Origin of the sequence: Streptomyces sp. NPDC007095, from assembly GCF_040634475.1 — a bacterium.
Lineage (GTDB): Bacteria > Actinomycetota > Actinomycetes > Streptomycetales > Streptomycetaceae > Streptomyces.
Genome location: NZ_JBEYFS010000061.1, coordinates 33,033 through 55,320 on the forward strand (window position 1 = coordinate 33,033; position 22,288 = coordinate 55,320).

At 67.7% G+C, this 22,288-nt stretch carries 21 protein-coding genes and 1 pseudogene; 9 read left to right on the plus strand and 13 right to left on the minus strand.

Annotated elements, in window-relative coordinates; genetic code table 11:
* Nucleotides 1–266: 266 nt before the first annotated feature.
* The 3 genes from ABZ656_RS22000 to ABZ656_RS22010 all read right to left on the minus strand — a co-directional run bounded on the left by ABZ656_RS22000 (nucleotide 267) and on the right by ABZ656_RS22010 (nucleotide 3,354).
* Entirely contained in the window at nucleotides 267–932 is a 666-nt protein-coding gene (locus ABZ656_RS22000; RefSeq protein WP_101403804.1) for a nitroreductase, read from the minus strand.
* Between the two features lie 475 nt (nucleotides 933–1,407).
* Nucleotides 1,408–1,806, minus strand: coding sequence for a helix-turn-helix domain-containing protein (locus tag ABZ656_RS22005; RefSeq protein ID WP_180362098.1), 399 nt, complete (start codon nucleotides 1,804–1,806; stop codon nucleotides 1,408–1,410).
* 366 nt (nucleotides 1,807–2,172) lie between these two features.
* Nucleotides 2,173–3,354 (minus strand): ABC transporter permease, encoded by a 1,182-nt coding sequence (locus ABZ656_RS22010; RefSeq protein ID WP_360269933.1) that lies wholly within the window; start codon nucleotides 3,352–3,354, stop codon nucleotides 2,173–2,175.
* Nucleotides 3,355–3,539: 185 nt separating this feature from the next.
* On the opposite strand from ABZ656_RS22010, the gene ABZ656_RS22015 reads away from it, so the two are divergent.
* Nucleotides 3,540–4,121, plus strand: a complete 582-nt coding sequence (locus ABZ656_RS22015) for a TetR/AcrR family transcriptional regulator (protein WP_360269935.1) — start codon at nucleotides 3,540–3,542, stop codon at nucleotides 4,119–4,121.
* A 118-nt stretch (nucleotides 4,122–4,239) separates the two neighbouring features.
* On the opposite strand, the gene ABZ656_RS22020 is transcribed toward ABZ656_RS22015, so the two are convergent.
* The 4 genes from ABZ656_RS22020 to ABZ656_RS22035 all read right to left on the minus strand — a co-directional run bounded on the left by ABZ656_RS22020 (nucleotide 4,240) and on the right by ABZ656_RS22035 (nucleotide 7,740).
* Nucleotides 4,240–4,617: a hypothetical protein gene (locus ABZ656_RS22020; protein ID WP_360269937.1), complete on the minus strand. Its 378-nt coding sequence runs from the start codon at nucleotides 4,615–4,617 to the stop codon at nucleotides 4,240–4,242.
* Nucleotides 4,596–4,889: a hypothetical protein gene (locus tag ABZ656_RS22025; RefSeq protein ID WP_360269958.1), complete on the minus strand. Its 294-nt coding sequence runs from the start codon at nucleotides 4,887–4,889 to the stop codon at nucleotides 4,596–4,598. The genes ABZ656_RS22020 and ABZ656_RS22025 overlap by 22 nt, the downstream gene beginning before the upstream one ends.
* On the minus strand, nucleotides 4,793–5,104 hold the full coding sequence (locus ABZ656_RS22030) for a patatin-like phospholipase family protein (RefSeq protein ID WP_360269939.1): 312 nt from the start codon (nucleotides 5,102–5,104) through the stop codon (nucleotides 4,793–4,795). The genes ABZ656_RS22025 and ABZ656_RS22030 overlap by 97 nt, the downstream gene beginning before the upstream one ends.
* Before the next feature lie 203 nt (nucleotides 5,105–5,307).
* A complete protein-coding gene (locus ABZ656_RS22035; RefSeq protein WP_101403805.1) occupies nucleotides 5,308–7,740 on the minus strand; it encodes a SpoIIE family protein phosphatase in 2,433 nt (810 codons plus the stop codon).
* A 218-nt stretch (nucleotides 7,741–7,958) separates the two neighbouring features.
* On the opposite strand from ABZ656_RS22035, the gene ABZ656_RS22040 reads away from it, so the two are divergent.
* Complete coding sequence (locus ABZ656_RS22040) at nucleotides 7,959–8,444, plus strand: MarR family winged helix-turn-helix transcriptional regulator (RefSeq protein ID WP_101401124.1); 486 nt, start codon at nucleotides 7,959–7,961, stop codon at nucleotides 8,442–8,444.
* A gap of 272 nt (nucleotides 8,445–8,716) precedes the next feature.
* Here ABZ656_RS22040 and ABZ656_RS22045 read toward each other — a convergent pair whose 3' ends face one another.
* Entirely contained in the window at nucleotides 8,717–9,367 is a 651-nt protein-coding gene (locus ABZ656_RS22045) for an NAD(P)H-dependent oxidoreductase (protein ID WP_101401125.1), read from the minus strand.
* A gap of 225 nt (nucleotides 9,368–9,592) precedes the next feature.
* The gene (locus ABZ656_RS22050) at nucleotides 9,593–9,850 is read right to left on the minus strand and encodes a DUF5133 domain-containing protein (protein ID WP_360269942.1); all 258 of its coding nucleotides are present in this window, start codon (nucleotides 9,848–9,850) and stop codon (nucleotides 9,593–9,595) included.
* A 235-nt stretch (nucleotides 9,851–10,085) separates the two neighbouring features.
* Here ABZ656_RS22050 and ABZ656_RS22055 point away from each other — a divergent pair, with 235 nt between their 5' ends.
* The 4 genes from ABZ656_RS22055 to ABZ656_RS22070 all read left to right on the plus strand — a co-directional run bounded on the left by ABZ656_RS22055 (nucleotide 10,086) and on the right by ABZ656_RS22070 (nucleotide 13,802).
* Nucleotides 10,086–11,441, plus strand: coding sequence for an FAD-dependent oxidoreductase (locus tag ABZ656_RS22055; protein WP_360269944.1), 1,356 nt, complete (start codon nucleotides 10,086–10,088; stop codon nucleotides 11,439–11,441).
* Nucleotides 11,442–11,549: 108 nt separating this feature from the next.
* Nucleotides 11,550–12,464: an NAD(P)H-binding protein gene (locus tag ABZ656_RS22060; RefSeq protein ID WP_360269946.1), complete on the plus strand. Its 915-nt coding sequence runs from the start codon at nucleotides 11,550–11,552 to the stop codon at nucleotides 12,462–12,464.
* Entirely contained in the window at nucleotides 12,451–12,789 is a 339-nt protein-coding gene (locus tag ABZ656_RS22065; protein ID WP_101401129.1) for a hypothetical protein, read from the plus strand. Before ABZ656_RS22060 ends, ABZ656_RS22065 begins: the two co-directional genes overlap by 14 nt.
* 269 nt (nucleotides 12,790–13,058) lie before the next feature.
* Nucleotides 13,059–13,802 (plus strand): tetratricopeptide repeat protein, encoded by a 744-nt coding sequence (locus ABZ656_RS22070; protein WP_360269948.1) that lies wholly within the window; start codon nucleotides 13,059–13,061, stop codon nucleotides 13,800–13,802.
* A 258-nt stretch (nucleotides 13,803–14,060) separates the two neighbouring features.
* On the opposite strand, the gene ABZ656_RS22075 is transcribed toward ABZ656_RS22070, so the two are convergent.
* The gene (locus ABZ656_RS22075; protein WP_101401131.1) at nucleotides 14,061–14,711 is read right to left on the minus strand and encodes a response regulator transcription factor; all 651 of its coding nucleotides are present in this window, start codon (nucleotides 14,709–14,711) and stop codon (nucleotides 14,061–14,063) included.
* Nucleotides 14,699–15,937, minus strand: coding sequence for a sensor histidine kinase (locus tag ABZ656_RS22080; protein WP_360269950.1), 1,239 nt, complete (start codon nucleotides 15,935–15,937; stop codon nucleotides 14,699–14,701). Before ABZ656_RS22080 ends, ABZ656_RS22075 begins: the two co-directional genes overlap by 13 nt.
* A 134-nt stretch (nucleotides 15,938–16,071) precedes the next feature.
* Here ABZ656_RS22080 and ABZ656_RS22085 point away from each other — a divergent pair, with 134 nt between their 5' ends.
* Complete coding sequence (locus tag ABZ656_RS22085; RefSeq protein WP_360269952.1) at nucleotides 16,072–16,560, plus strand: hypothetical protein; 489 nt, start codon at nucleotides 16,072–16,074, stop codon at nucleotides 16,558–16,560.
* Between the two features lie 56 nt (nucleotides 16,561–16,616).
* Nucleotides 16,617–17,279: a class I SAM-dependent methyltransferase gene (locus ABZ656_RS22090; protein WP_101401134.1), complete on the plus strand. Its 663-nt coding sequence runs from the start codon at nucleotides 16,617–16,619 to the stop codon at nucleotides 17,277–17,279.
* On the opposite strand, the gene ABZ656_RS22095 is transcribed toward ABZ656_RS22090, so the two are convergent.
* Entirely contained in the window at nucleotides 17,231–18,307 is a 1,077-nt protein-coding gene (locus ABZ656_RS22095; protein ID WP_218977863.1) for a site-specific integrase, read from the minus strand. The two genes, ABZ656_RS22090 and ABZ656_RS22095, sit on opposite strands and share 49 nt — an antisense overlap.
* Before the next feature lie 550 nt (nucleotides 18,308–18,857).
* A pseudogene (locus ABZ656_RS22100) lies at nucleotides 18,858–19,652 on the minus strand (PP2C family protein-serine/threonine phosphatase); the annotation flags it as partial.
* A gap of 1,025 nt (nucleotides 19,653–20,677) precedes the next feature.
* On the opposite strand from ABZ656_RS22100, the gene ABZ656_RS22105 reads away from it, so the two are divergent.
* Complete coding sequence (locus ABZ656_RS22105) at nucleotides 20,678–21,613, plus strand: RNA polymerase subunit sigma (protein ID WP_101401136.1); 936 nt, start codon at nucleotides 20,678–20,680, stop codon at nucleotides 21,611–21,613.
* The last annotated feature ends 675 nt before the right edge of the window (nucleotides 21,614–22,288 follow it).

The following is a 22,288-nucleotide window of genomic DNA, read 5'->3' on the forward strand; positions in this document are numbered from 1 at the left end:
GCCGTTCAGATCGGCGACGCGGACGCCGCCGGATGCCCTGCCCTCCTGACGGGCTGTCTGCACTCGGGGTGGACCCGGGTGTTGCCTCGCGGCACCCTCACCGGCCTCAACTGCGATGTAGCGCCGTCGCCGGGGGCAAGCCGTGCCTGCCGGGCCGTGAGGATGGAGCAGAGTTGATCGCCTCGCGAAGCCCTCGGCCTGAGAAGCTGAGCCGCGGTGTCTGCCACACCACCCGCCCGCCGTTGACGGGCAACGAGTACCGCCAACTAACCATCGACGAACGTGACCGTCTCGTCGAGCGGTGCTCGGCCTGTACGGGTGTACGACACTGCGGCGTCTTCGAATCCGATCGACATGCCGCAGAAGAGGATGAGGTCGTCCGGGGGTGACAGGACCTCCGCGACGGTCTTGCGATACACCGACCACGCCATCTGCGGGCAACTGTGCAGGCCTTCGGCGCGCAGCAGCAGCATCACGGTCTGGAGAAACATGCCTACGTCGGACCACTGGGGTCGGCCCAGACCGCGGTCGATGTAGCAGAACAGGGCGGCGGGCGCGCCGAAGCAGCTCCAGTTCGCGGTAGCGGCTCTCTGGCGCGCCGCCCAGTCCTCGCGCGCGATGCCGAGCGCGCTGTAGCGCTCCGCACCGAAGGCGGATCGGCGCTCGCGGTACGGGGACTTCAGTGCGGCCGGGTACATCTCGTATTCCCGCTCGTCCCAGGGATCGCATGCGGTCACGCGCCCGTCGGCGAGCTCCTTCAGTTCGGCCAGCGGTCGGCCAGTCAGCACATAAACGCGCCAGGGCTGGAGGTTCGACCCGGACGGTGCCCAAGCCGCAGCGGACAGCACCCGCTCCAGTACCACCCTCGGGACGGGCCGGTCGATGAATCCACGCACGGCCCGTCGGCTCGTGACTGCCTCGTAGACGTCCAAGATCACCAGTCTCCCTCGTATGCCCCTACATGCCTATCCCTTGACAATCGATGGACTACAAAATGGGATAATATGCGCTAAATGGCGTAGGTGGCAGTAGTGCCGGGAGGCGCCCCGCACGGCCGACCACGCCGGATCGCATCGCTCGGCGATGCGATCATCGCCATCACCGTGGCACCGGGAGATCCACGGGCGCCGACGGCCGGACGGGCCCCCTCGTGCTCCATGGCGACGGCCTCATCGAACGTCGACGCGCAGGCACCGGCATCGCCCGGCCTGTCGACTGCCTGCGCCCGTGAACCCAGCCCACCGCTTCCGCGTGCTCGGTCGGATCCCGCCGACGACAGAGCAGCCACCGGCGTTCCTCGCCTTGCGGCAGTCGACAGCGGCGCTCCCCCGCATACGGGTGTCGGCCGATCGTCCGCCGAAGGCATGTGTCCAGCTCGCGTTCCGCCCGACGACGCGGAAAGGGAGGTCAGTGGCCTGGCCCTGCCGGATCCGATGCCGGCGAGCCGCTCGCTGGAAGATGGTCCTCCGCCCACAGGAACAAGATGGCCAGGGGGACGAGGAAGGCTTTGCCGTGCGGAGACAGTGCGTAACGGGTTCGCGACGACAGCCCGGGCCGGGCGTCCTGGGCGACGAGGTCGATCGCGGTCAGTTCCTGGAGGCACCGCGCGAGCATGCGGTCGCTGATCCCGGGGACGCGCTCGCGAATCTGTACGAAGTCGGCCGGCCCTTTGGCCAGAGCCATGAGGATCAGGCCGTTCCAACGTCTGCTGAGCAGGGCGAAGGCCCGAGTGATGGCCGGAGAGGTGCCGGTCGCCTGCGGATGTTCGGACCGGTGTGCCGGCTGGGAGTGTTGTGGGGTGGTCATGGTGTGTGTCCGCTCCGGTACGGCGCCGGGCATCGCGGTTCAACACCTCGCGCAGTACTCCGTGGTTGTGGTCGTGATCGTGTCGGGAGTCGGCCCGTGTGTCTGCCGGGCAGCACCGTTGGGTGGCGGCGCGGCCTCGTGGAGGGGGCACGCCTTCGTGATGTCGGCTCATACGGACGGCCGTGCCCCCGATGTGCTGCTTGCGCGCGTTGACAGCCAGGACCGCGATCCATTCCCCGGCCGGGACCATGGCGCCCGAGGCGACGAAGGCCAGGGAGCAGCTGTGCGTCAGCGCTTCGTTCGCCTTCGGCACAGGGCCGAAATCCTTGGCGGCCAGGGCCTGTCGCCCGCATGAGGCGCTCGGCATCAGCCGTCACTGTCATCGCGGCGGGCGTGGGCGTGCGCGTGACGCCGAACCGGCAAGGCGGCGCCGGACCCCGGCAAGGCGGCGCCGGACCCCGGCAAGGCCGGGAGCAACTCCCCGGAAGCCGTTGCACTGGTCTTCGTGCCGCGGGCTTCCCCGGTGACCCAGTGGCCGAACATGACTGCTGTGAGACCGCAGACGCTCCACAGAACAAGGACGGCAAGGTGGCCGGCGCCGGCGCTGCCGTCGAAGTAGGTGGTATCGCGAAGCAGGCTGGCTCCCGCGCCGGGGGGCAGCCACTGGCCCACGTAGTCCGCGCCCTTGGGGAGCATCTCCGGGGCTGAGGTGGCGCCGGAGAAGGCGTTCCCGACGAAGACCATGAGCGCGGCGCTGAGCCCAAGACCTCCCGGCCCGAGGAGCCGGATCACGCCGGCAGCGGTGGCGCTGATGGAGAGCAGGTCGAGCGACAGGATCGCCCACGTGGCCACGTGTCTGTGGGGCAGCGCCCCGAGGAAGCCCTGGGCCACGAGATAGATGCCCAGGGCCGCGACGGCGCATGCGACGAGAAGTGTCAGCACTCGGTGCCGCGGGCGTGCCAGGCCGCGAGCCATCGTGACGAACGCCCCGATCAGGATGCCGCAGATCGTGAGCGGGAACACCGATGAGCTGAACACCACACCCCGGGGGTCCTCTGTGGCGACGGGCACCACGTCGACTGTTTTCACGAGGATCTTCACCGAGGAGTCGGCGCCGGCGGCTCCCTGCTGGGCGGCCGTCTGCTTGTGGGCCTTCGCCGGGGGATGTGCACCGGTGGCCTTCTGCTGGGCGGCCTTTTGCCGGGTGATCTGCTGGGTGGCCTTGTCGGCCAGCTGTTGTCCGATATCGGTCAGAACCTGGGCCACGGAGGGACTGGCGGCGGTGGCCTTCAGCACGGTGATGCCGTGGCCGGAGATGGCGAAGGCGCCGTAGACATCCCGGCTCTTGATCGCCGACCGTGCGTCCTGCTGGTCGGGATAGAGGTGGAAGTCGAACGCGCCGGGCTTCGCCCGGGTCAGTCCCTCCACCGCGTGCTGGCTGGCCGGCCCGGTGCCCACGATCCCGACCGGGACGTCACGCGGCGAGATCCGCCCCGCCGGCCAGGCGAACGCCATCACCGCCAGAGTGATCACTATGGGCAGCGCCACGGCGGCAATGGCTACTTCCCGCAATGCCCGGTGTCCTGACAAGGGGTTCCTCACAACCCGGCCTCTCATAAAAAGGAATGATCGTTTTATTAAGCCTCAGTCTGGCCTGCCGGATTGGCAAACGTCAATACGAATGTTCGTTTTTTTGTTAGACTGGCCTCATGCCCAAGGTCACCCAGCAGCACATGGACGCCCGCCGCAAGCAGATCCTCGACGCGGCGCGCCGCTGTTTCCTCCGTGACGGATTCCACTCCACGTCCATGCAGGACCTGTTCGCCGAGGCGCAGATGTCCGCGGGCGCGGTGTACCGGCACTTCACCAGCAAGGACGAGATGATCCTCGCGATCGCCGAGGAGAACATGCGCGATGTCCTCGACATCACACTGGCTGTCGCCGCCAACCGGCAGGGTCAATCCATGGGGGCTGTCATGGCCGAACTGCTCGACGTGATCCGGGCCAAGTCCGCCGAGGAGGACGTGGCCGGCCTCGCGGTTCTGGTCTGGGGAGAGGCCATGCGCAACCACTCGTTGGCGCGCAAGCTCGACCATCTCATGGGCCGCATTCGAGTCAATCTGGTCACCTTGGTCCGCGACCGCCAGGAAAACGGCGGTTTGCCCGTGAACGTGACGGCCGAGGCGATCGCTTCGACGATGCTCTCCATCCTCCCCGGTTACATCCTCCAAGTGGCTCTGCTCGATCCGGCTGTTGTGGCCGAGGTGCCTGACGCGGTGCGGGCGTTGTGGCCGGGGCCAGCCGGTGAGCACTGAGGGGCTTCGCCACTTTAGGGCCGTACGCGCCGCTTACAGGTGGGACATCCGCGGGCCAAGGTGTGGCGAGGAACCCCTGATACGGAAGAAATGGACGCCTCACCCGGACTGCCGGGTGTCACGGAGGGCCGTCGACCCGATACAGGCCCGGACCGCCGATGCGTAGCCCGTCGAGAAAGCGCCCCGCCGTGCGGGACGCGGTGCTGATGAGGCGTTCGGCCTGGCGGAAGTCCCACGGAGCGGGCCAGGCCTCGATCCCGGTCGGCAGCACGACGGTCGGGATGTACTTGGGCACCTCGTGCAGGTCACGCTCGATCTGATGGTGCATCAACAGTGTCCCGGCCCGGGCGGCGATGGCACTGGCACGTCGGCGTGGGGTGGTGGGGCGCAACGGTGAGCTCTCCGGCCCGGTCGACAGAACCACCACGCTTGCCGCCCCGGCCTGCAGGGCCGCCAGTACCGGGACGTAGGCGATCACCCCGCCGTCGACGAGCATCCGCCCCCCCGGACCACCGGGGGCAGCATCCCGGGAATGGCCGCGCTGGCCAGCAGCGCCGACTCGAGGTCTCCGTGGTCGAGCAGCACCGAATTGCCGGTGGCCAGGTCAATGGCCACCGCAGTGAACGGGACCGACAACTGCTCGATCCGCGACGGCAGTCCGGCCCGGGTGATCAGCCGACGCAGGCCGCGATCGGTGAAGATGCTGGCCCGTGAGAACAGGTGATGGCCGAGCGGATAGACCTCGCGGCGAGGCAACCGGGTCCACACGTGATCCAGCCACGGCGCGGCCCTGTCGAGGTGGGCGGCCGCGCGGCCCCGTTGAGAGCGCCCACAGACGTTCCGATGATCATGTCCGGGACGAATCCACGGTGTTCCAGCGCGTACCCGATACCGACATGGGCCGCTCCGAGTAGGCCACCGGCGCACACCACCACGGCCACGGGACGGGGAAGGGAGCGCAAGCCTGTCGACGGCGGGTCCACAGACGGGCGGTTCGATGAAGTTGGGCTTTCCGACAAGTAAATCCTCCGTCTTTCTCACCATGGCGCCGGATCGGACTGGATTCCCGACTAGGACCGGGCGGCCACCCGGTCCGTGACACCGACCCCGCCGACGCGGCGCCGGGCCATGGTGCGGGCGTGCGGACGGTGATTCAGAGATTGCGACACCAAAAGGAAGCGACCTGTCAGAAAGAGGACGCTGTCCGTGACGATCGAACCAGGGCTTGTTCGGCCCAGATGGCCTTGCCCACGGAGGTGTAGCGGGTGCCCCAGCGCTGAGTGAGCTCGGCAACGAGGAACAGTCCCCGGCCGCCCTCGTCGCTGTCCCGGGCCCGGCGCAGGTGAGGGGCGGTGCTGCTGCTGTCGGAGACCTCGCAGATGAGGGATCGCTCCTTGATCAGCCGCAGGCGGATCGGTTCGGTGCCGTACCGGATCGCGTTGGTGACCAGCTCGCTGACCACCAGTTCCGTGGTGAACGCGGCCTCCTCCAGCCCCCACGCGGTGAGCCGCTCGTCCACCTGCTTGCGTGTCTCCGCCACAGCTGCCGGGTCCGCAGGGACGTCCCACTCGGCGACGTGTTCCTTGCCGAGGACCCTGGTGCGGGCGACGAGCAGGGCGATGTCGTCGGTCCGCGTCTCGGAATGCAAGGACTCCAGGACTGTGTCGCACAGTTCTTCCAGCGAGGGCGCGGACCGGGTCAGAGCCTCGCGCAACTCGTCGATGCGTTCGTCGATGTCGTGGCCGCGGGTTTCGACGAGTCCGTCGGTGAACAAAACCAGCAGGCTGCCCTCGGGAATGGTCAACTCCGCCGCCTCGAACGGCAGGCTGCCCAGCCCGAGCGGAGGCCCGGCTGGCACGTCGACGACCTGCGCGGTGCCGTCCGGGCGCACCAGAACCGGGGGCGGGTGACCAGCCCGGGCCAGCGTGCAGGTACCGGACACGGGGTCGTAGACGGCGTACAGACAGCTGGCGCCGATGTCGCCCGGGATCGCGTCGTATCCGACGACACCGGCACCGGACTCGTCGCCCGTCTCTTCCGCCGGGTGGGTCACCATGTCGTCGAGGTGGGTGAGGAGCTCGTCGGGCTGCAGGTCGATGTCCGCGAGGGTACGTACCGCCGTCCGTAGCCGGCCCATGGTGACCGAGGCGCCGATACCGTGGCCGACGACGTCGCCGACGACCAGGCCGACGCGAGTGCAGGGCAGGGGAATCACGTCGAACCAGTCCCCACCCGCCTCGGTGGCACGGTCGGCGGGCAGGTAACGGGCAGCGGTCTCCGCGCCCGGATGCATGATCGGGCCACGCGGCAGCAGGGTGCTCTGCAGCAAGAGCGCGATGCCTCGTTCGCGGGTGAACCGGCGGGCATTGTCCAGGCAGATCGCAGCACGGGCGACCAGGTCCTCGGCGACGGTCAGGTCGACGGCGGTGAAAGACTCACGGGAGGCGCTGTGGCGGAGGAAAGCGGCGGCCCCGAGAGTAGTGCCGCGGGCTCGGATGGGCACCGTGATCAGCGAGTGCGCTCCGGAGGCGCGCAGCTCTGCCGCCGTCGTGGGGTCGTCGGCGAACCAACGGGTCATCTGTGGATCGGTGAAGTCGTACAGTTCCGCCCGCCCGGTCGCCACACACCGGCTGACCGGTGAGGAAGGCGGGTGCCACCGCGTCTCGCCGGTGGCGGGACACGCCCCTGCCGCGAAGAACTCCGGCCGTTGCGCGGCTCGGCGCAGCAGAACGGGGCCGGAGGCGACAAACGTAGGCAGCTCACCGCCGAAGACCGCCTCGAACAGGTCGACGCTGGCGACGTCCGCGAAACGGGGCACGAGGAGTTCCGCGAGCTCGTCAGCCGTCCCCTCCAGTTCCAGGCTGGCGCCGATGCGGGTGCGGGCCTCGCCGAGCAGGGCCAGCCGCTCCCGTGACTCGTACTGCTGGGAATAGTCGTAGGCTGTCATGCCCACTGCGCGCACCCGGCCGATCGGGTCCTTGAGCGGGAAGTAGTCCACGGTCCAGGCGTGCGCCTTCGGTTCACCGGGGACCTTGAGGAAAGCCTCTCTCTGCGCCGGGTCGCCCGTCGCGGCCACCCGCCGGATCCATCGTTCGTTCTCGATGAGCGAGGCATCCGGGATCAGGTCGCTGACGCGCCGGTCGCGGAGTTCCTCCTCGCGCAGACCGGTCGCCCGGGCCATCGTCCGGTTCTGCTTCAGGCCCCGGGCCTCGCAGTCGAATATCCCGAGGTGAGCCGGATGCTGCTCGAACACCCACCGCATCAACGCCTCGTCCCCGGGCTGCTGTGCACCCGGCCGAGCCTCTGCGGCCCCCTGGGGCTCCGCGGTCAGGAGAAACCCGCCCGGCCGTTCGGACGCCACCAACGGCGACACACGGACCCGCGCCTCGACAGAGCGGCCGTCACGATGCAACAGCGCCGCCCCGTCGGTGGTGAAGAGACCGGTGAGGGACTTGCCGATCACCTCTTCGGGAGCGTAACCCCACAGCGCCTGTGCGGCGCTGCTCCAGAGGATTATCCGGCCGGAAGGGTCCGAGACGGCGATGGCCGCGGCTGCGTCGGCGTGGAACCGTGCCGATCCTGGAGGCAGCGGACCGGACCATGCGTGGGAGTGCGCCATGGTGCCTACCTGGTGTGCCGTGCCGGATGACCGCCGGATCGCCTTTGCCATCGGCTCTATTCACGATCGTTCCACGGCTGCCCGCCGTCAAGACGAGCGTTCAGCACCCCGGTGCGATCGCACACTGGCGTTGTCCGGGCGCAGCCGAGGCGGGCGCAGCCACATTTTGTTTCAAACGATACCGTATTGGATGAACGGACAGCTGGTAACCTGGAGCTGTGACTGCCGACACTCCTCATCCAACCGTTGCCTCGCGTGCGACCGACCGTCCCGGGGACACCTCGCCCTTCGCTCTCGGCCTGCTGTTGCGGCGGGCGCACTGGCGTGCGGCGGCGGTGATGACGGAGGCGCTTCGTCCGCTCGGCATCGAGTTGCGGCATTTCGCGGTGCTGTTGGTGCTGGTCGACCGCGGGCCCACGGTGCAGCGGGACCTGGCGGCGGCGACGGGGTCGGACAAGGCGGGAATCATGCGGGTCGTGGACGACCTGGAACGCATGGGGCTGGCCGTGCGCAAGAACGTTCCGGGGGACCGGCGGGTGCGGGCGGTGGAGATCACACCTGAGGGCGTCGGGCTTTTCGATGCGGCGCATGTGGCGGCGGAGCCGCTGGCCGAGCGCCTGGTGGCCGGACTGGGGCCCGGTGAGGCCGAGCGGTTGACGGGGCTGCTGACCCGGTTCGCCCATCCCGCGGAGGGTGAAGCGTAGGCGCGTCCGCGCGGCGACTGGCCGATGCGTGGACGGGTTCCGCGCCGTACGGCTTTCACGGCGGACCTCGCCTTGGCGAACGCGCCCCTCGTCGCCACACACCAGCGGGCCAGGCCGCGGGCAGGACTTCGTCGCCATCGTCCAGATGCGCGGCCCGTCGGCGGGCCGAACACCCGGACCACCCCCACTGTCTGGGGCAGAGGCGGGCAACACGGTCACCGTGTGACGACGTCCTGCGTCGATGCATCACACGGTGTCCGATGCGGGAAGGGCTACGCGGCGAGGAGTTCCGCGAGTTCCTTGGCCTTGGCGGCTGCGTCCTCCTGGGCACGATTGCGGGAGGCCTCGTAGAGGGGGACCAGTTCCGACATGGCCGGGTTGCGGGGGGCCATGGTGAGTTCCGGGACGATGAAGTGGAGGTCCAGGCCGAGGGTCCCCTTGAGGACGGCCTCCAGGTAGTTCTGTACGAAGTCGTAGCCCTCGCGCGGGGTGCCGGGTGCGTAGGAGCCGCCGCGGCTGGCGACCACCACGGTCGGGGTGCCCTGGGCTGATGGGGTCTCGCCCGCGGTGCGGCCCATGAGGAGCACGTTGTCCAGCCACGCCTTGAGGGTCGAGGGGATCGAGAAGTTGTACATGGGGGCGCCGATCAGGACGGCGTCCGCCTGCTCCAGTTCCTCGATGAGCTTCACGCGCGCGGCGAACGCGGCGGACTGCTCCGGGGTGCGCTCGGCGGGGGCGGTGTAACCGGCGGACCAGGCGGCGGCGGTGATGTGCGGGACAGGGTCGGCGGCGAGGTCACGGTAGATCACCGTGCCCTCCGGATGCCGCTCCTCCCAGACCTTGCGGAAGGTCGCCGTGACCGGACGGGACGAGGAGACCTCGCCGGGAAACACGGACGAGTCGATGTGCAGCAATGTGGCCATGGGCTTTCTCCCGAGAGAGGGTTGATGCTCAACCATAGTCAAACACGAGATGGTATTGAACGAGACTATCACGAGTGAAATGGATGGCCCGGCCGGGCGAAGAAGGCAGGCGATTCAAGGACCTTCATGGGGTGGACGCGGGGTCCGTCCAGGGCGCGGCGCAGCCAGATGGGACCGCCGGCCAGCTCCTCCTCGCCGAACAGGCGTAGCCGTCCCGGTAGGGCCTCAGACGCGTACCGGCAAACCGCCCTCGCCGTCCGGCTCCTGGACCCTGCCCCGCCTGGCCGCGGCCACCAGCAGCGTGTCCGCTGCCGCTATGGCCTCGTGCACGTTCCGGGTTCCCATCGTGATGCACAGCGTGTAACTCACGTCCTCAAGCTCGCGTGACTTCTCCCGCCCCTCGCTTTCGGTGAGCGCGATCCGCAGGGACGCGTACCGGGTCAGCAGCCTTCTGACGACCTTCGGATCCGGAACAACGAGCACAGCCAGGCCCTCCCTCTCGACGTTCGAGTCACCACCGCACCTCATGCCAACATCACGCTTGGCGACGACAGCGTTCGCTTGCCCTAGCCAGTGGCCCACAGCGCTGCCTTGAGTGAAGACCGGAAGTCCCCGACTTCTGTGACGAGATTGGCTCCATCGCTTTATCGCCGCAGCCGTGTCACACCGTCCTGGCCCGTCTGGTCTATCTGGTGTCAGACAACAAACAGAGGGACCGATGCGCGAGATTCTGATTGTCGGTGGGGGCTACGCGGGCTTCTACACTGCGTGGCGCCTTGAGAAAAAGCTGCGCAAGGGCGAGGCGCGGGTCACGGTTGTCGACCCGCGTCCGTACATGACGTACCAACCCTTCCTGCCGGAGGTGACGGCGGGCTCGGTCGAGGCGCGTCACGCTGCCGTCTCGTTGCGGCGACACCTGCGCAGCACCCGGTTGATCGCGGGGAGCGTGACCGAGATCCGCCACGCGGACCGGACGGTGTCCGTGCGCTCTACGAGCGGAGCAGACTACGAAGTTCAGTACGACACCCTTGTGGTCACCGCCGGTGCCGTGACCCGCACCTTCCCGGTACCCGGAGTGGCGGAGCAGGCGATAGGCCTGAAGCACGTGGAGGAGGCCGTGGCCATTCGCGACCGGCTGATGACTGCGTTCGATCAGGCGGCGTCACTGCCGCCCGGCCCCGAGCGGCAAAGGCTGCTCACCGTCACGTTCGTAGGCGGCGGGTTCTCCGGCGTCGAGGGGTTCGGTGAACTGCTCTCGCTGGCGACAGCGATGGTCAAGTTCTACCCGGAACTGAGCATCGACGATGTGTCGTTCCACCTGGTCGAGGCCCGGGGCCGAATCCTGCCCGAGGTGGGAGACAAGCCTGGCGCCTGGGTCGTGCGCTCTTTGGAAGACCGTGGCGCGCAAGTCCACCTGACCACACAGTTGCTCTCCGCCGAAGACGGCCACGTCGTGCTGTCCAACGGAAAGGAATTCGATTCCGCGCTGATCGTCTGGGCCGCTGGAAACGCTTCGAATCCTGTCGTGCACAACCACACGGACCTGCCCGTCGACGAGCGGGGCCTGATCGTAGTACGGCCTGATCTGCGCGTGGGATCCGACAGCGAACTCGTGCCGGACGCCTGGGCGGCCGGAGACGATGCGGCCGTTCCGGACCTCGCTTCTCCCGTACCGGGCGCGCATACGGTGCCGAACGCCCAGCATGCCGTGCGGCAGGGCAAGCGCCTCGCAAAGAACATCGCGGCAAGCCTTCGGGGGCGCGAGACCCGGGACTATCGCCACAGCAGTCTGGGAGTGGTGGCGACGCTGGGCCTCGGACGAGGCATCTTCCAGTACAAGAGCATCGTTATCAAGGGACTTCCCGCCTGGCTGATGCACCGGGGCTATCACGTCCTGGCTGTGCCCAGCTGGGAGCGCAAGGTCCGCATTCTCGCCGTCTGGCTCACCGCCGCACTATGGGGCAGGGATTTTGTCTCCCTTGCCTCCGTTCAGCATCCACGGGAGGCGTTCGTCTCGAACGCCAATCCGAACCGGCCCAGTGGGAGCCCGGCGGGCGACCACACGGCCGCATGAGCATGCCGTAAACGCTCAGCAGGACGCCCTGGAGCGCGAGCCGGTGAGTGCGACAAACATGCAGACCGCCCGGTCCATTTGATCTGAAGACTCACGAAAAAGGTTGCCGTGGATGACGTCTTGGTTGCATCCCAGGGCGGTCTCTGTGTGAAGGGAAGGCTTCTCTCTATGAAGGTCGTTGTCATCGACGCCGGTGGATCCACAGGGGCGGAGATTGTTGCCAGAGTCAATGAGCACGGGAATGAGGCCGATCTGCTCTCCGCTTCAAGCGGCGTCAACATCCTTACTGGAGAAGGCCTGCCCGAGGCCCTTGAGAACTGCTCCGTAGTGGTCGACCTGTCTGGGCCGCCCTCACTTGATGACGGGGTCCTCACTGAGGATTTCGGCCTCGTGATCGATGAGGAGGCAGTCATGCAGACGTTGTGCCGCTCCACGACGAACATGGTTTCGGCGGCGGCCGCCGCCGGCGTAAAACACTATGTCGCCTTGTCCGTGGTCGGCGTGGATCGGTTGAGGGAGAGTGGCTACTTCCGAGCCCTGTACGCCAAGGAGGCCCTGATCAGGCAGTCTCGGATTCCTTACTCGATTATCCGTACGACCCAGCTGTTCGAGTCCGCCGGTGACATCGCCGAAGCTGCCACAGAGGACTGGAGCATCTGGGTGGCGCCCGTCCAGATCCGGCCGGTGTCCTGCGCGGACGTCGCCACACTCGTGGCTCACACTGCTTCTTTCAGGCCTCTCCTCGGTGTTCGTGAGATTGCCGGCCCCGACGAGTTCGGGCTCGATACGTTCGTTCGTGCCGCCCTCACCGACATCGGGGAGTACCGCCGTCTGCTCCCCGACGACCGCAGTCCTTACTTCGGCGCCAGACTCCGACGTCATGACCTCCTTCCCGGTGCCGATGCCTACACCGCGCCCACTCACTACGGTGACTGGCTCGACAACCGGCTCACTCCTGGTTCCCGGGACCGTCACAACTGGCCTTCCCGCCTTCCCGCTGGAGGACAGCATGGACGCGAGTAGGGAGGCCGAACGCGGCCTCACCGACATCGAGATGTACCTCTACCGGGAGGGCCATCTGCAAGCAGCACGTCAGCGTGTGGCAGCTTTCACCGCGCGGGCCCCAGGGCTGACCCAGGACCAGAAGACGGACATCGAGCGGTGGTATCTCGACGAGCAGAAGTACGTCGCCCGTATGGTCACGGAGCACATCTCGGACCGCATCAGCCTGGTGGAAAAGCGGCACCACGTGCGCCTCAGACACTGGCTGCGCGGAACGGCGACCGCGATGGCTCTGATCACCGCTGTGATGCTGTGTGTCGCTGTGATGCTGGGGACGATGAACTGAGCTACCGAGGCTCACTCCGCTCATGCTTGATTCGGTCCCAGGCCGCCGGTGACGGAACGGGGCTATCCAGGAAGGTCCCGACGCTGCAGTCACTCCTGCCACAAGAAGATCATGGCATCGTGTCCAGCGAGCCATGGGGGCGGGCCGACAGACGGCCGTCGGGCGTCGGGCGTCGGGGATACCCTCGGACGATGTCGAATCGGGCGGTAGCAGCTGGAGTAGGTCTCGCACAGGTGTTGGCGCACTGCGGGGGCAGTCCAGCAGCAGCCGTGCACTATCTGGCGGGTGCCATCGCCTCCGCACCTGAGGACTCCGAGCCCTATACGGTCCTTGCCGAATTGTGGAGGGACAGGCCGTCGGAACTGGCCGAGGTCGTTCAGGGTGCCGACTCCTTGAGGACGGTACTGGCGCAGTCGTACATCAGCTTCCTTGAGGGGGACATGGACGGTGCGGCGCAGGCGATCGGATCGGTCACGGGTGTGCAACCCGACATCGCATGGGCCAAAGCCCCCTGGTTCAGCGATGCACGATTTCTCGGTGTGGTGAGTGCCGACGCGTTGGCCGAGGCCGCAATGCGAACGATGGACTATGGCCATGGTCTGGACACCGAAAGCATGCGGGAACGGTTCCGGCCCTGGTTCCGAGCCATCGACGCGGTCGCTGCCCGCCAGCCGTCGCCGGAGGCGTTGGCCAAGATGGCGATCTTGCTGCGGACATGCGGTCTCACCGATGCGTCATTTGCCCTCTGCGACCAGGCGGACTCCGTGGAGCGGATCATGCTGACGGAAGTCGTGCGAGCGGGCACGTGGCGCAAGCTGGGTGATCCTGAACAGACTGCGGCGGCGTTCGAGCGCGCTCTTGCCCTGGACCCGGCCAACTGGTCGCTCTATCTCGACCTGGCCGACATACACGCCGAGCAGGGCGACTTCACCGCCGCGGTCCGGCTGATCGATCAGGGAATAGAACACGAGTCGACTGAGCTCACACTCCGAGCGGCCGGGGCCGCCAGGTGATCCGAAACCGCTGCCGCGGGAACTGGGTTTGTGGCGGATCGTGAGCCATCTCCGCATTTCAGAGGAACACCCGCGCTGTTCTGCCGGCGGCAGAACGGCGGCCTGTTCTCGACAGGGTGTTTCGGAGCCACCGGGGCAATGAGAATGAGAGCCACCCGCGGGACCGCTTTCCACGTGGCTCGGTGTCCGCGAGACGTCGTTTGTTGGCTTGCCGGTCTGTTGGGCCGAACGGCGGTAGGGGTGCGGGCGGCGGGTCGGTTAGGTCGGGGAAGCGCCGAGGAATCTCAGGACGGCGAGAACGCGCCGGTGGTCGGCGTCGGCTGCGGGCAGGTCGAGCTTGGCGAGGATGTTGTTGATGTGCTTGGCCACTGCGCTGTCGCTGACGACCAGGGCCTCGGCGATCCCGGTGTTGGAGCGTCCCTCGGCCATCAGGGCGAGTACCTCCCGTTCGCGTGGCGTCAGCCGATCGAGCGGGTCACTGCGGCGGCGCACGAGCAGCTGGGCGACCACCTGTGGATCCAGTGCCGTGCCCCCGGCTGCAACCCGCCGAACGGAAGCCACGAACTCCTCCACGTCGGCGACGCGTTGCTTGAGCAGGTAGCCGACGCCGCTGGTGTTGGCCGTCAGCAGGTCGGCCGCATACCGCTCCTCGACGTACTGTGAGAGCAGTACCACCGCGGTCTGTGGCCATTGCTTACGGATCACCAGCGCGGCGCGCACGCCTTCGTCGGTGAAGCCGGGTGGCATGCGGACATCGACCAGGGCCAGCCCGGGCCGGTGTTCCTCGACGGCCGCAAGCAGGGCTTCGGCGTCGCCGACTTCGGCGGCGATCTCGAAGCCGGCCATTTCCAGGACCTTGACGAGCCCGACGCGCAGCAGCAGTGAGTCCTCGGCGATCACGGCTCGCATGGCAGCTCCACGGCGATGGTGGTCGGGCCCCCGACCGGGCTGCTGATGTGGAAGGTGCCGTCGACGGAACCGACCCGTTTGGCCAGCCCGCTCAGTCCGCTGCCGGTGGAGGTGTCGGCGCCGCCGATCCCGTCGTCGGTGATGTTCACGCGCAGCATTCTCCCGATCTGTTTGACAGTGACGTCCACGCGGGTGGCGCGGGCGTGCTTGGTGACGTTGGTGAGCGCCTCGGAGACCACGAAGTAGGCGACTGACTCCACGGTGGGCGCCGCTCGCTCCTCGAGGTCGACTCGCAGCCGTACCGGGATCGGTACCCGGGCGGCCAGCCCGGACAGCGCCGCGTCCAGCCCGCGGTCTTCGAGGACGGCCGGGTGCAGGCCGCGCACCAGGTCGTTGAGTTCGGCGATGGCCTCCTTCGCCTCGCGGTGCGCCTCGTCGATCACGGTGCGGGCCTCGTCCGGCAGGTCGGTGAGGGTGGCCTTGGCCAGGCCCAGGTTGACCGCGAGGGAGACCAGGCGCTGCTGGGTGCCGTCGTGCAGGTCGCGTTCGATGCGGCGGCGTTCGGTATCGACGGCGTCGATCAGGTCGGTGCGGCTCTCGGACAGGTGCTCGACACGTTGCTGAAGCTGCTGGGAGCGGCTGGTCCCGAGCAGCGCGAGCGCGATCCGGGTCTCGGCGCGGGTCACCGGCCCGGTCAGCCAGGGTGCGGCGCACAGCAGCAGCACGCCGGCCGCGGTGTAGTACACCGCTTGGGTCGCGTAGTCGACATGGTCCAGGCGAACCTGCACAGGCAACATCCAGGCCCACCCGTTGACGGTGACGCCAGCAAGGCCCGCGACCCACGCAGCGAGCACCCCCAGCTCCACCACAGCCAGGAGCGGACCGACAAGCAGGTGGTATCCGGCCTGCCGCCAGGTCTGGGCCACGGATAGCCACCGCAGAGCGCGCCTCAGCCACCCTTGCTCGCGCGCGGCCGGCAGCCGGAGGATCCCCACTCCCAGCAGCACCCGGTAACGGCGTCGCTGCACAGCGGTGAGCACAAGCACACCGAGCAAGATCAGCACAAACGGGAGCGGGAGCACCGGCCACGCCCTCGACTTCGGGATACTCGCCATCCAGCTCCACAACGGCACCAGCGCAAGGTGCAGCGGAATCCCGGTCGCCAAGAAACCGGTGTCCCGCCGGACCCGAACAACTCTGCGCCGCAGCGTCCGGGGAATCGTCATGGCTCGACGGTAAAACGCCAGGCGAGGGCTATGCCATGCACCGTGCATCCGGATCGATGGTGAAGCTGGCACCACCCTGAGAACGGCACCCGGCATTACTGACTGTGATCGCTGTGCGGCTCAGGCTGAAGGGCGTGCAGGAAATCATCGAACTGTTCCCGGAGCCGGACGCCGAGCGCGGCGTACGCAGGCCGCACGGCCCGCGCACGGGATCGCTCCCCAGCCCGCAGCGCCGTCGTCCGGACCGCCTTCCGGGCCGACGGCGGGGTCTTGTCCTGGCCGGCTGCGGGGTGGCGCTGCTGCCGTGGCTCGTCGTGTTGGCCACCAGCCTGCCGACCACCTTCCGTGCCTCGCACTGGTCCGCCGCCTGGGTGGGTCTGGACGCGCTGGAGGCGGTCGGCCTGATCACCACAGGTCTGCTGGCCACCCGCGGGGATCGGCGACTGGCACCGGCCGCCGCCGCGACGGCCGCCCTGCTCACCGTCGACGCCTGGTTCGACACGATGACCGCGGCCAGCGGGAGCGAACTGCGCGCGGCGCTGGTCATGGCGTTGTTCGCAGAACTTCCGCTCGCAGCGGTATGCGTCCGCCTGGCGGTTCGAGCGCTGCCCCGCACCCCATGAAACCCGCCACACCGACCCGGGCTGCAACCACGGATACCACAGAACTGGAGAACACCATGGGCTCTGCTGTCCTGACCGCACCGCGCCTGCGCTGGGCCTGCGCCCTCAGTGCCGCTGCCGCCGCAGGCGCCTGGTGGTTCGGCGACAAGGCGCCGTACCCCTACGCCCAACGCAGCCTGCTGGAACTGCCGTTGCCGTTCCTCACATCCGCCCGGCTCGACGCGGTGCTCACCCCGAGCCCGGGCGAGCGGATCCTCGAAGTGGGGCCCGGCACCGGACTGCAGTCGCTGCACATCGCACCGCAACTCGGGCCCGACGGGCAGCTCGACATCCTCGACATCCAACCCGAGATGCTCCGCCACGTGATGCACCGCGCGAGGCAGCGCGCAGTACCCAACATCGTGCCCACCCATGCGGATGCCCGCGAGCTGCCCTTCGACGACGACACCTTCGACGCCATGTATCTGGTGACCGCACTGGGCGAGATCCCGGAACCGCAACGGGTGCTCGATGAGGCAGTACGGGTACTCACCCCCGCAGGACGGCTGGTCGTGGGCGAGTTCTTCGACCGGCACTGGATCCCCTTCGGCCCTCTGCACCGTCTCGCCGACGCGTCCGGCCTGCATCTGAGCACCAGGAGCGGCTCGACCCTCGCCTATCTGGCACGGTTTCAACCCTGCGCCCGATCGCAGCGCTCACTTCGAGGACCTGAGAGCTGATCGGTAGCCCAGCCCAGGTGTTCCGCCTCGGCGGAATCATCCCGTGCCCGGCAGCCGCAGCCGATGCGAACCCACAGCCAGTACAGCACCGCGCGTAGGGCCTCGTAGTTCATGGACTGGTAGGCCAGCCCCTCACCGTGATCCCGGCGGCGCAGGGTCCACCACAGCGGGGCCTGGGGATCGGTCGGCGGTCCCTCGGCGAGGCAGAGGCGAGTCCAGACGAACGCCTCCGGGATGGCCGGCAGCCACTGCTCGGCCAAGGTGCCCTTGCGCACGACCCGCATGAGCTGGTCGCCCCAGTCGAGGTCGACTCCGCGGACACCCAGCAGCTCGGACGCCCGGGCGCCGTTGCTGACCGCCAGCGCCAGGATCGCCCGGTCCCGGTTCGAGCGCAGGGCCCCGAACAGCTCGTTCCACCGCTCATCCGGCATCTGCCGGGGCTTACGCCGGGGCACCTTCGGGTTGTAGCGCAGCCGTCCCTCGCCCCGTCGGAAAGGCTCCAGCGGGTTGTGGTGGGCATGCGGCCGGCGCCGGTCGGATCGCGCCAGCGGCACCGGGTTGACGAGCGGGCCGCCGCCCGACTCGATCCAGAAGTCGTAGAAGCTGCGCAGCACCGCGTTGCTGTGCCGAATCGTCCGCGGCTTGTAGCGGTCGTCCAGGTACGTCTTCTTCGTGATCGGATTCGTGGTACCCGCGGTCGACGCGGAATGTGTACGCGCCGACCTGCGCGGCTTCGTCGCGGCCCTGAGCCACAGCACGAAGTCCCGCACCTCCGCCGAGGTCGCGCGGTTCCACTCGACATCGATCACCCGCAGCCACCGCCACCAGCGCAGCAGGTCGTAGGCGCAGCTGCGCACGCTGCCGGTCCGGTTGTCCCGGGCGCTGAAGTCGATCAGGAACCTGCGGACCGGCTGCACGGCCTTCCCCTCCTCATCGAAGACCAGCCAGGGCACGACACCTGAGTCCGTAGCCACCCGCCCCCACTGCGGAAGCTGGATGGCGCGGACGTCACGGGATTGCTCGTTCAACTCCGTTGCGCTCCTTCGTCGTCGGGATGCGCAACGTCTACCGACCAGACCAAGCGGGGGATGCGTACTCGTCCGGCGTGTCCTTCCGTAGTCCGGTCAACGACTCGGAGCCACCCCCCAGCGCAGGGATCCAGCTGCTGCTGTCGGAGATCAGTTACGGGACAAGTCTTAGCTTGATCTTTAAGTGCGCCATGAGCGCGGAGAGTGAGGTTGATGTAGGTAGACCCACTTGATGCTGTGCTGTGCAGATGATGAAGGTTTATGGCCCTTCGGCGTCGCCCTGCGGGGGGAGGCGCCAAACCGCCTCAAGCTGCGTTGGCTGAAGACCGTCGTGGTGAGCGTCGGCGAAAAGGCGTCCAAGAGGCGTCCAAGAGGCGTCAGGTGGGGACCGGAAAGGCTAGTGAAAGCGAACCACTGACGAAGTGTCGAAACAAGTAGCTGACATCAAAACCGGGGCGGTTAAAGGGCGCCGGCGAGTCTGGCGGGGTCCCGCCTATTGGCCAGGCGGTGTCCGGCATCGAGGCGGCGAACGGCATACCGACACGGGCGGTCAATTCCCCGCGTTCCAGCCCAGATGAAGAACTGCCACGTCGTCCGCCAGGCCCCCGAAGGGCGCCGCCCTGGACGCAGCACCGTGGACCAGGGCGTCGATGAACTCCTGCCCCGGCAGGTGTCCGTGCCGCAGCGCCAGCCGCAGCAGGCCCTCCTCGCCAAGTCTTGTGGAGGGGCCAGTCCTTCCCTCGAACAGTCCGTCCGTGAAGAGAACCACGCTGTCGCGCGGGGAAAGCGAGACATCGGTCTGAGTCCAGTCCTGGCATCCCGGGAGCAGGCCCAGGGCAATGCCGGTCCGAGGCTCGACCCAGCGGACTTCCCCGTGGCTGCGTAGGAGAACCCCCGGGTGCCCTGCGCTCATCATTTTCATGGACAATCCCCCTGGAGGGAACACCAGCGACACAACAGTGGCGTAGGTGTCGTCGTCCGTTCTCTGATCGATCAGGACCTTTTCCAGGATACGCAGTTGCTCGAACTGGGTCTTGCCGCAATGAACGGCAGTCCGCCAAGCCACGCGCAGGTGAACTGCTAGAGCAGCCTCAGCTGCCCCATGTCCGGAGACATCTCCCAAGACCACGTGTACGGTCGAATCCTCGGTTTGCACAATGTCGTAGAAGTCACCGCACAACAGTGCGTGGGGCCGTCCTGGAATGTAACACGAAGCGGCCGAGAAGTTGTCTTCGCGCAGTGCCGGTGCAGGAAGCAGACCCCGTTCCAGGGATGCATTTTCCTGGGCGATCAGTGCGTTGAAATCTATCGCAGCTCTGAGTGTCTCCAGATGTTCTCGCCACACGGTCTGCCGGGACGCGGGGGCAAACCCAACAGTTTTGGCTGCACAAGGAATTGGTGTGCTGCTCCACGTTCGATTCATGTGTGTTGACACCTCCCGATATCAGACAGGAGAGGAACTGGATCTGTGACAAGAGAGGAGTACGAAGGACTCCTTTAGGTCTTCCTGCCGCCCCTGTCCGGGAGCACGTCACGTGTGTGGATTCCCTGATGCGCGGGTGACGAGGGCGGACCCCGCGTATGGATTCATGCGGCCGGCATCGGCGAACCGCTGGCGGCCGTCTCCGACCTCGGGGAGGCTCAAGATCACCTCAGCGCCGGGGGTGGCCTGCCGGCAGGCGCGGTCGCGGCATCGAAGCCGCCGGACCTGTTACTCGATCAGCACGTGACGCCGGCCGACTGCGGCGTCGGCGAGCCGGCGTACGTACCGACTGCGCCCTCGGCCCGATGCCGTCCCGCGAGCAGGACACACGGCCCGTGCTGCTCAGGTGCGGGCCTGCACGACCACCAACTCGCCGTCGACCGCCACGTTTTCGACCACAACGCCTTCGACCTGGTGGAACCACAGGTCCTGGAGAAGTGCATCTTCCGTCACCATTCATGTTCGCGTCTGTGGTGCCCCTGCGTGGCTTCGGTGCTGATCGCGATTCTGAACCAGCGTTCCGTCGTCGTGGTGGCGATGTGGCCCCGCCTGACCAGCCCATTTCATCCCCACGGCACAGGATGGAAGAGGTTCTGTGAAACGCACAGCGGGGCGCTGTGCGCGTCGGTCAGCAAGTGGGAGCGCGCGGGACAGCTGATGTCACAAGACGTGTGCATGCCCGGTCAAAGGATTGAGCCGAGGAACGAAGGATGTGTGTCGTGTGCGAGGACTCAGCCATCGGTGGCTGGAGTCTCTTTGCCGGGCGCAGGAGCTGCCGGTGGCGCCCTGCCATCGGCACGCAGAATTCTCTGAGGCCCTCATGAAGGTTGAAGGGATCATCGTGTGCGGCCGTGTTGTGCTGTGCCTCGTGAGGGGGAGGACGCCGTATGGGTCATGCTGACGTGGTGCCAGTCGCGGAGTTGCTTGATGAGCGTCGGCACCTGCTGGAAGTCACCTACTGGATGCTGGGCAACTCCCGGGACGCGGAGAGTGTCGTCGGTGAGACCTACCGTCGGTGGTACGGGCTGTCCGACGCGGAGCGTGGGCGGATCACAGCTCCCCGATACTGGCTCGCGAAGACCGCGGGCGGGATCTGTCTGGGCCTGCTCGCTCACCCCCGGGGTGCGGCCGACCAGAGGGATCAGAGAGAGGAGCACCATACGAAGAACGGAGACGCCGAGGGGGCGCAGGCGAGCCTGGCGGAGGAGGTCAGCCGGGTTCTGCTGAACGCGCTGGACTCTCTGTCGCCGGCCGAGCGGGCGGCGTTTGTGCTTAATGACGTGTTCGGGATGGCCTCCGATTCGGTGGCCGACATCGTGGGACGCCCAGAGTCTGAGTGCGTCGAGCTTGCCGACCGGGCTCGCCACAGTCTTCGGAGGCAGCGCTCACGCCCCACCCCGCCGGGCGATTACGATCACCTCGCCCGCGCTGTCCGCCAGGCCTGCGTGGACGAGGATGCCGAACGGCTCGAGTCGCTGCTGTGCCCGGACGCCACGGCGTTCTTCGACGGCGGCGGCAAGGTCCGCGCATTGAGCAGGCCCGTACACGGCAGCCGTCAGGTCGCCCACAGCCTGCTGACACTCCTCGCCCGCCACCCCCGCACCACCCTGACCACCCACTCCGTCAACGGGCGCACCGGCCTCATAGCCCGCTACGGCCACCGCGTCGCCGCCGTCATCAGCCTCGACATCGCCGACCACCATGTTGCGCAGGTCTGGGTTGTCCTCAATCCCGACAAGCTACGCTCCTGGAACCAGCCCGCCACCCCCGGCGATCCCGGCTCGCACCAGGGCCCGTCACAGCAGGGCGACGGCTGGCTCTGATCGTTTCTGGGCGCTGCTGCGGCCCTCCCACGGAACCTGCGATCGCCGCTCGTTGCGATCGGCTCTCTCTTGCACATGGTGCTCCTGGACGATCACCGCGAGCCACTGCCCGCCACGCTGGGCACGCCCACTGGGCGACCGCCTGGACACTGTCCTGCCGTGCCCTACGGCTGCTTCCACCGCCGTCACCCGCCGTGGGCCTCATTCGGACTCAGCCCGGGGCAAGGCGGGTGGTCGCGGTCTCTAGGAGGCCCTTCCTGTCGGCCCCCACGCCGGGCGCGGGAAGGCTCCGTCCGGTGTCCTCGGGCCGGTCTCTTTGGATGCATGAGGTGTTTACCCGCCGCACGGGTTCCGCGCAGAAGTGTGCCGGGTCGGTGAGTGTCCGTTTCGCACCTGCCGCCGTCCGTGCCCTGTCTGGAAGGCCGGCTGCATCAGCGCCTCTGCGTGACCCGGATGCACTGGCTCGCACCGGCCGCCATCGACGCGACGCGGACACTGTCGGGTCCTGCGTTGACCGTACGACGAGCGCCACGTCACGCCTGGCGCAGTCGCACATCACCGGGCACAGGGCGGAGTCGCCGCGTGGCGGGAGCGGGAGTCGAGGAATGCGGTGATCTTGCTCGGGTTGAACATCCACATCACCTTGTGGATGCCTTCCTTCGAGGCGGCGATCGC

What these genes read in the sequence shown, in the direction of transcription:
- ABZ656_RS22080 (WP_360269950.1), bottom strand. Translation starts at nt 15,937, where the DNA reads ATGACGATTCCCCGGACGCTGCGGCGCAGAGTTGTTCGGGTCCGGCGG.
- ABZ656_RS22105 (WP_101401136.1), top strand. Translation starts at nt 20,678, where the DNA reads ATGGGTCATGCTGACGTGGTGCCAGTCGCGGAGTTGCTTGATGAGCGT.
- ABZ656_RS22020 (WP_360269937.1), bottom strand. Translation starts at nt 4,617, where the DNA reads ATGCTCGTCGACGGCGGGGTGATCGCCTACGTCCCGGTACTGGCGGCC.
- ABZ656_RS22035 (WP_101403805.1), bottom strand. Translation starts at nt 7,740, where the DNA reads ATGGCGCACTCCCACGCATGGTCCGGTCCGCTGCCTCCAGGATCGGCA.
- ABZ656_RS22045 (WP_101401125.1), bottom strand. Translation starts at nt 9,367, where the DNA reads ATGGCCACATTGCTGCACATCGACTCGTCCGTGTTTCCCGGCGAGGTC.
- ABZ656_RS22055 (WP_360269944.1), top strand. Translation starts at nt 10,086, where the DNA reads ATGCGCGAGATTCTGATTGTCGGTGGGGGCTACGCGGGCTTCTACACT.
- ABZ656_RS22005 (WP_180362098.1), bottom strand. Translation starts at nt 1,806, where the DNA reads ATGACCACCCCACAACACTCCCAGCCGGCACACCGGTCCGAACATCCG.
- ABZ656_RS22075 (WP_101401131.1), bottom strand. Translation starts at nt 14,711, where the DNA reads ATGCGAGCCGTGATCGCCGAGGACTCACTGCTGCTGCGCGTCGGGCTC.
- ABZ656_RS22065 (WP_101401129.1), top strand. Translation starts at nt 12,451, where the DNA reads ATGGACGCGAGTAGGGAGGCCGAACGCGGCCTCACCGACATCGAGATG.
- ABZ656_RS22015 (WP_360269935.1), top strand. Translation starts at nt 3,540, where the DNA reads ATGGACGCCCGCCGCAAGCAGATCCTCGACGCGGCGCGCCGCTGTTTC.
- ABZ656_RS22090 (WP_101401134.1), top strand. Translation starts at nt 16,617, where the DNA reads ATGGGCTCTGCTGTCCTGACCGCACCGCGCCTGCGCTGGGCCTGCGCC.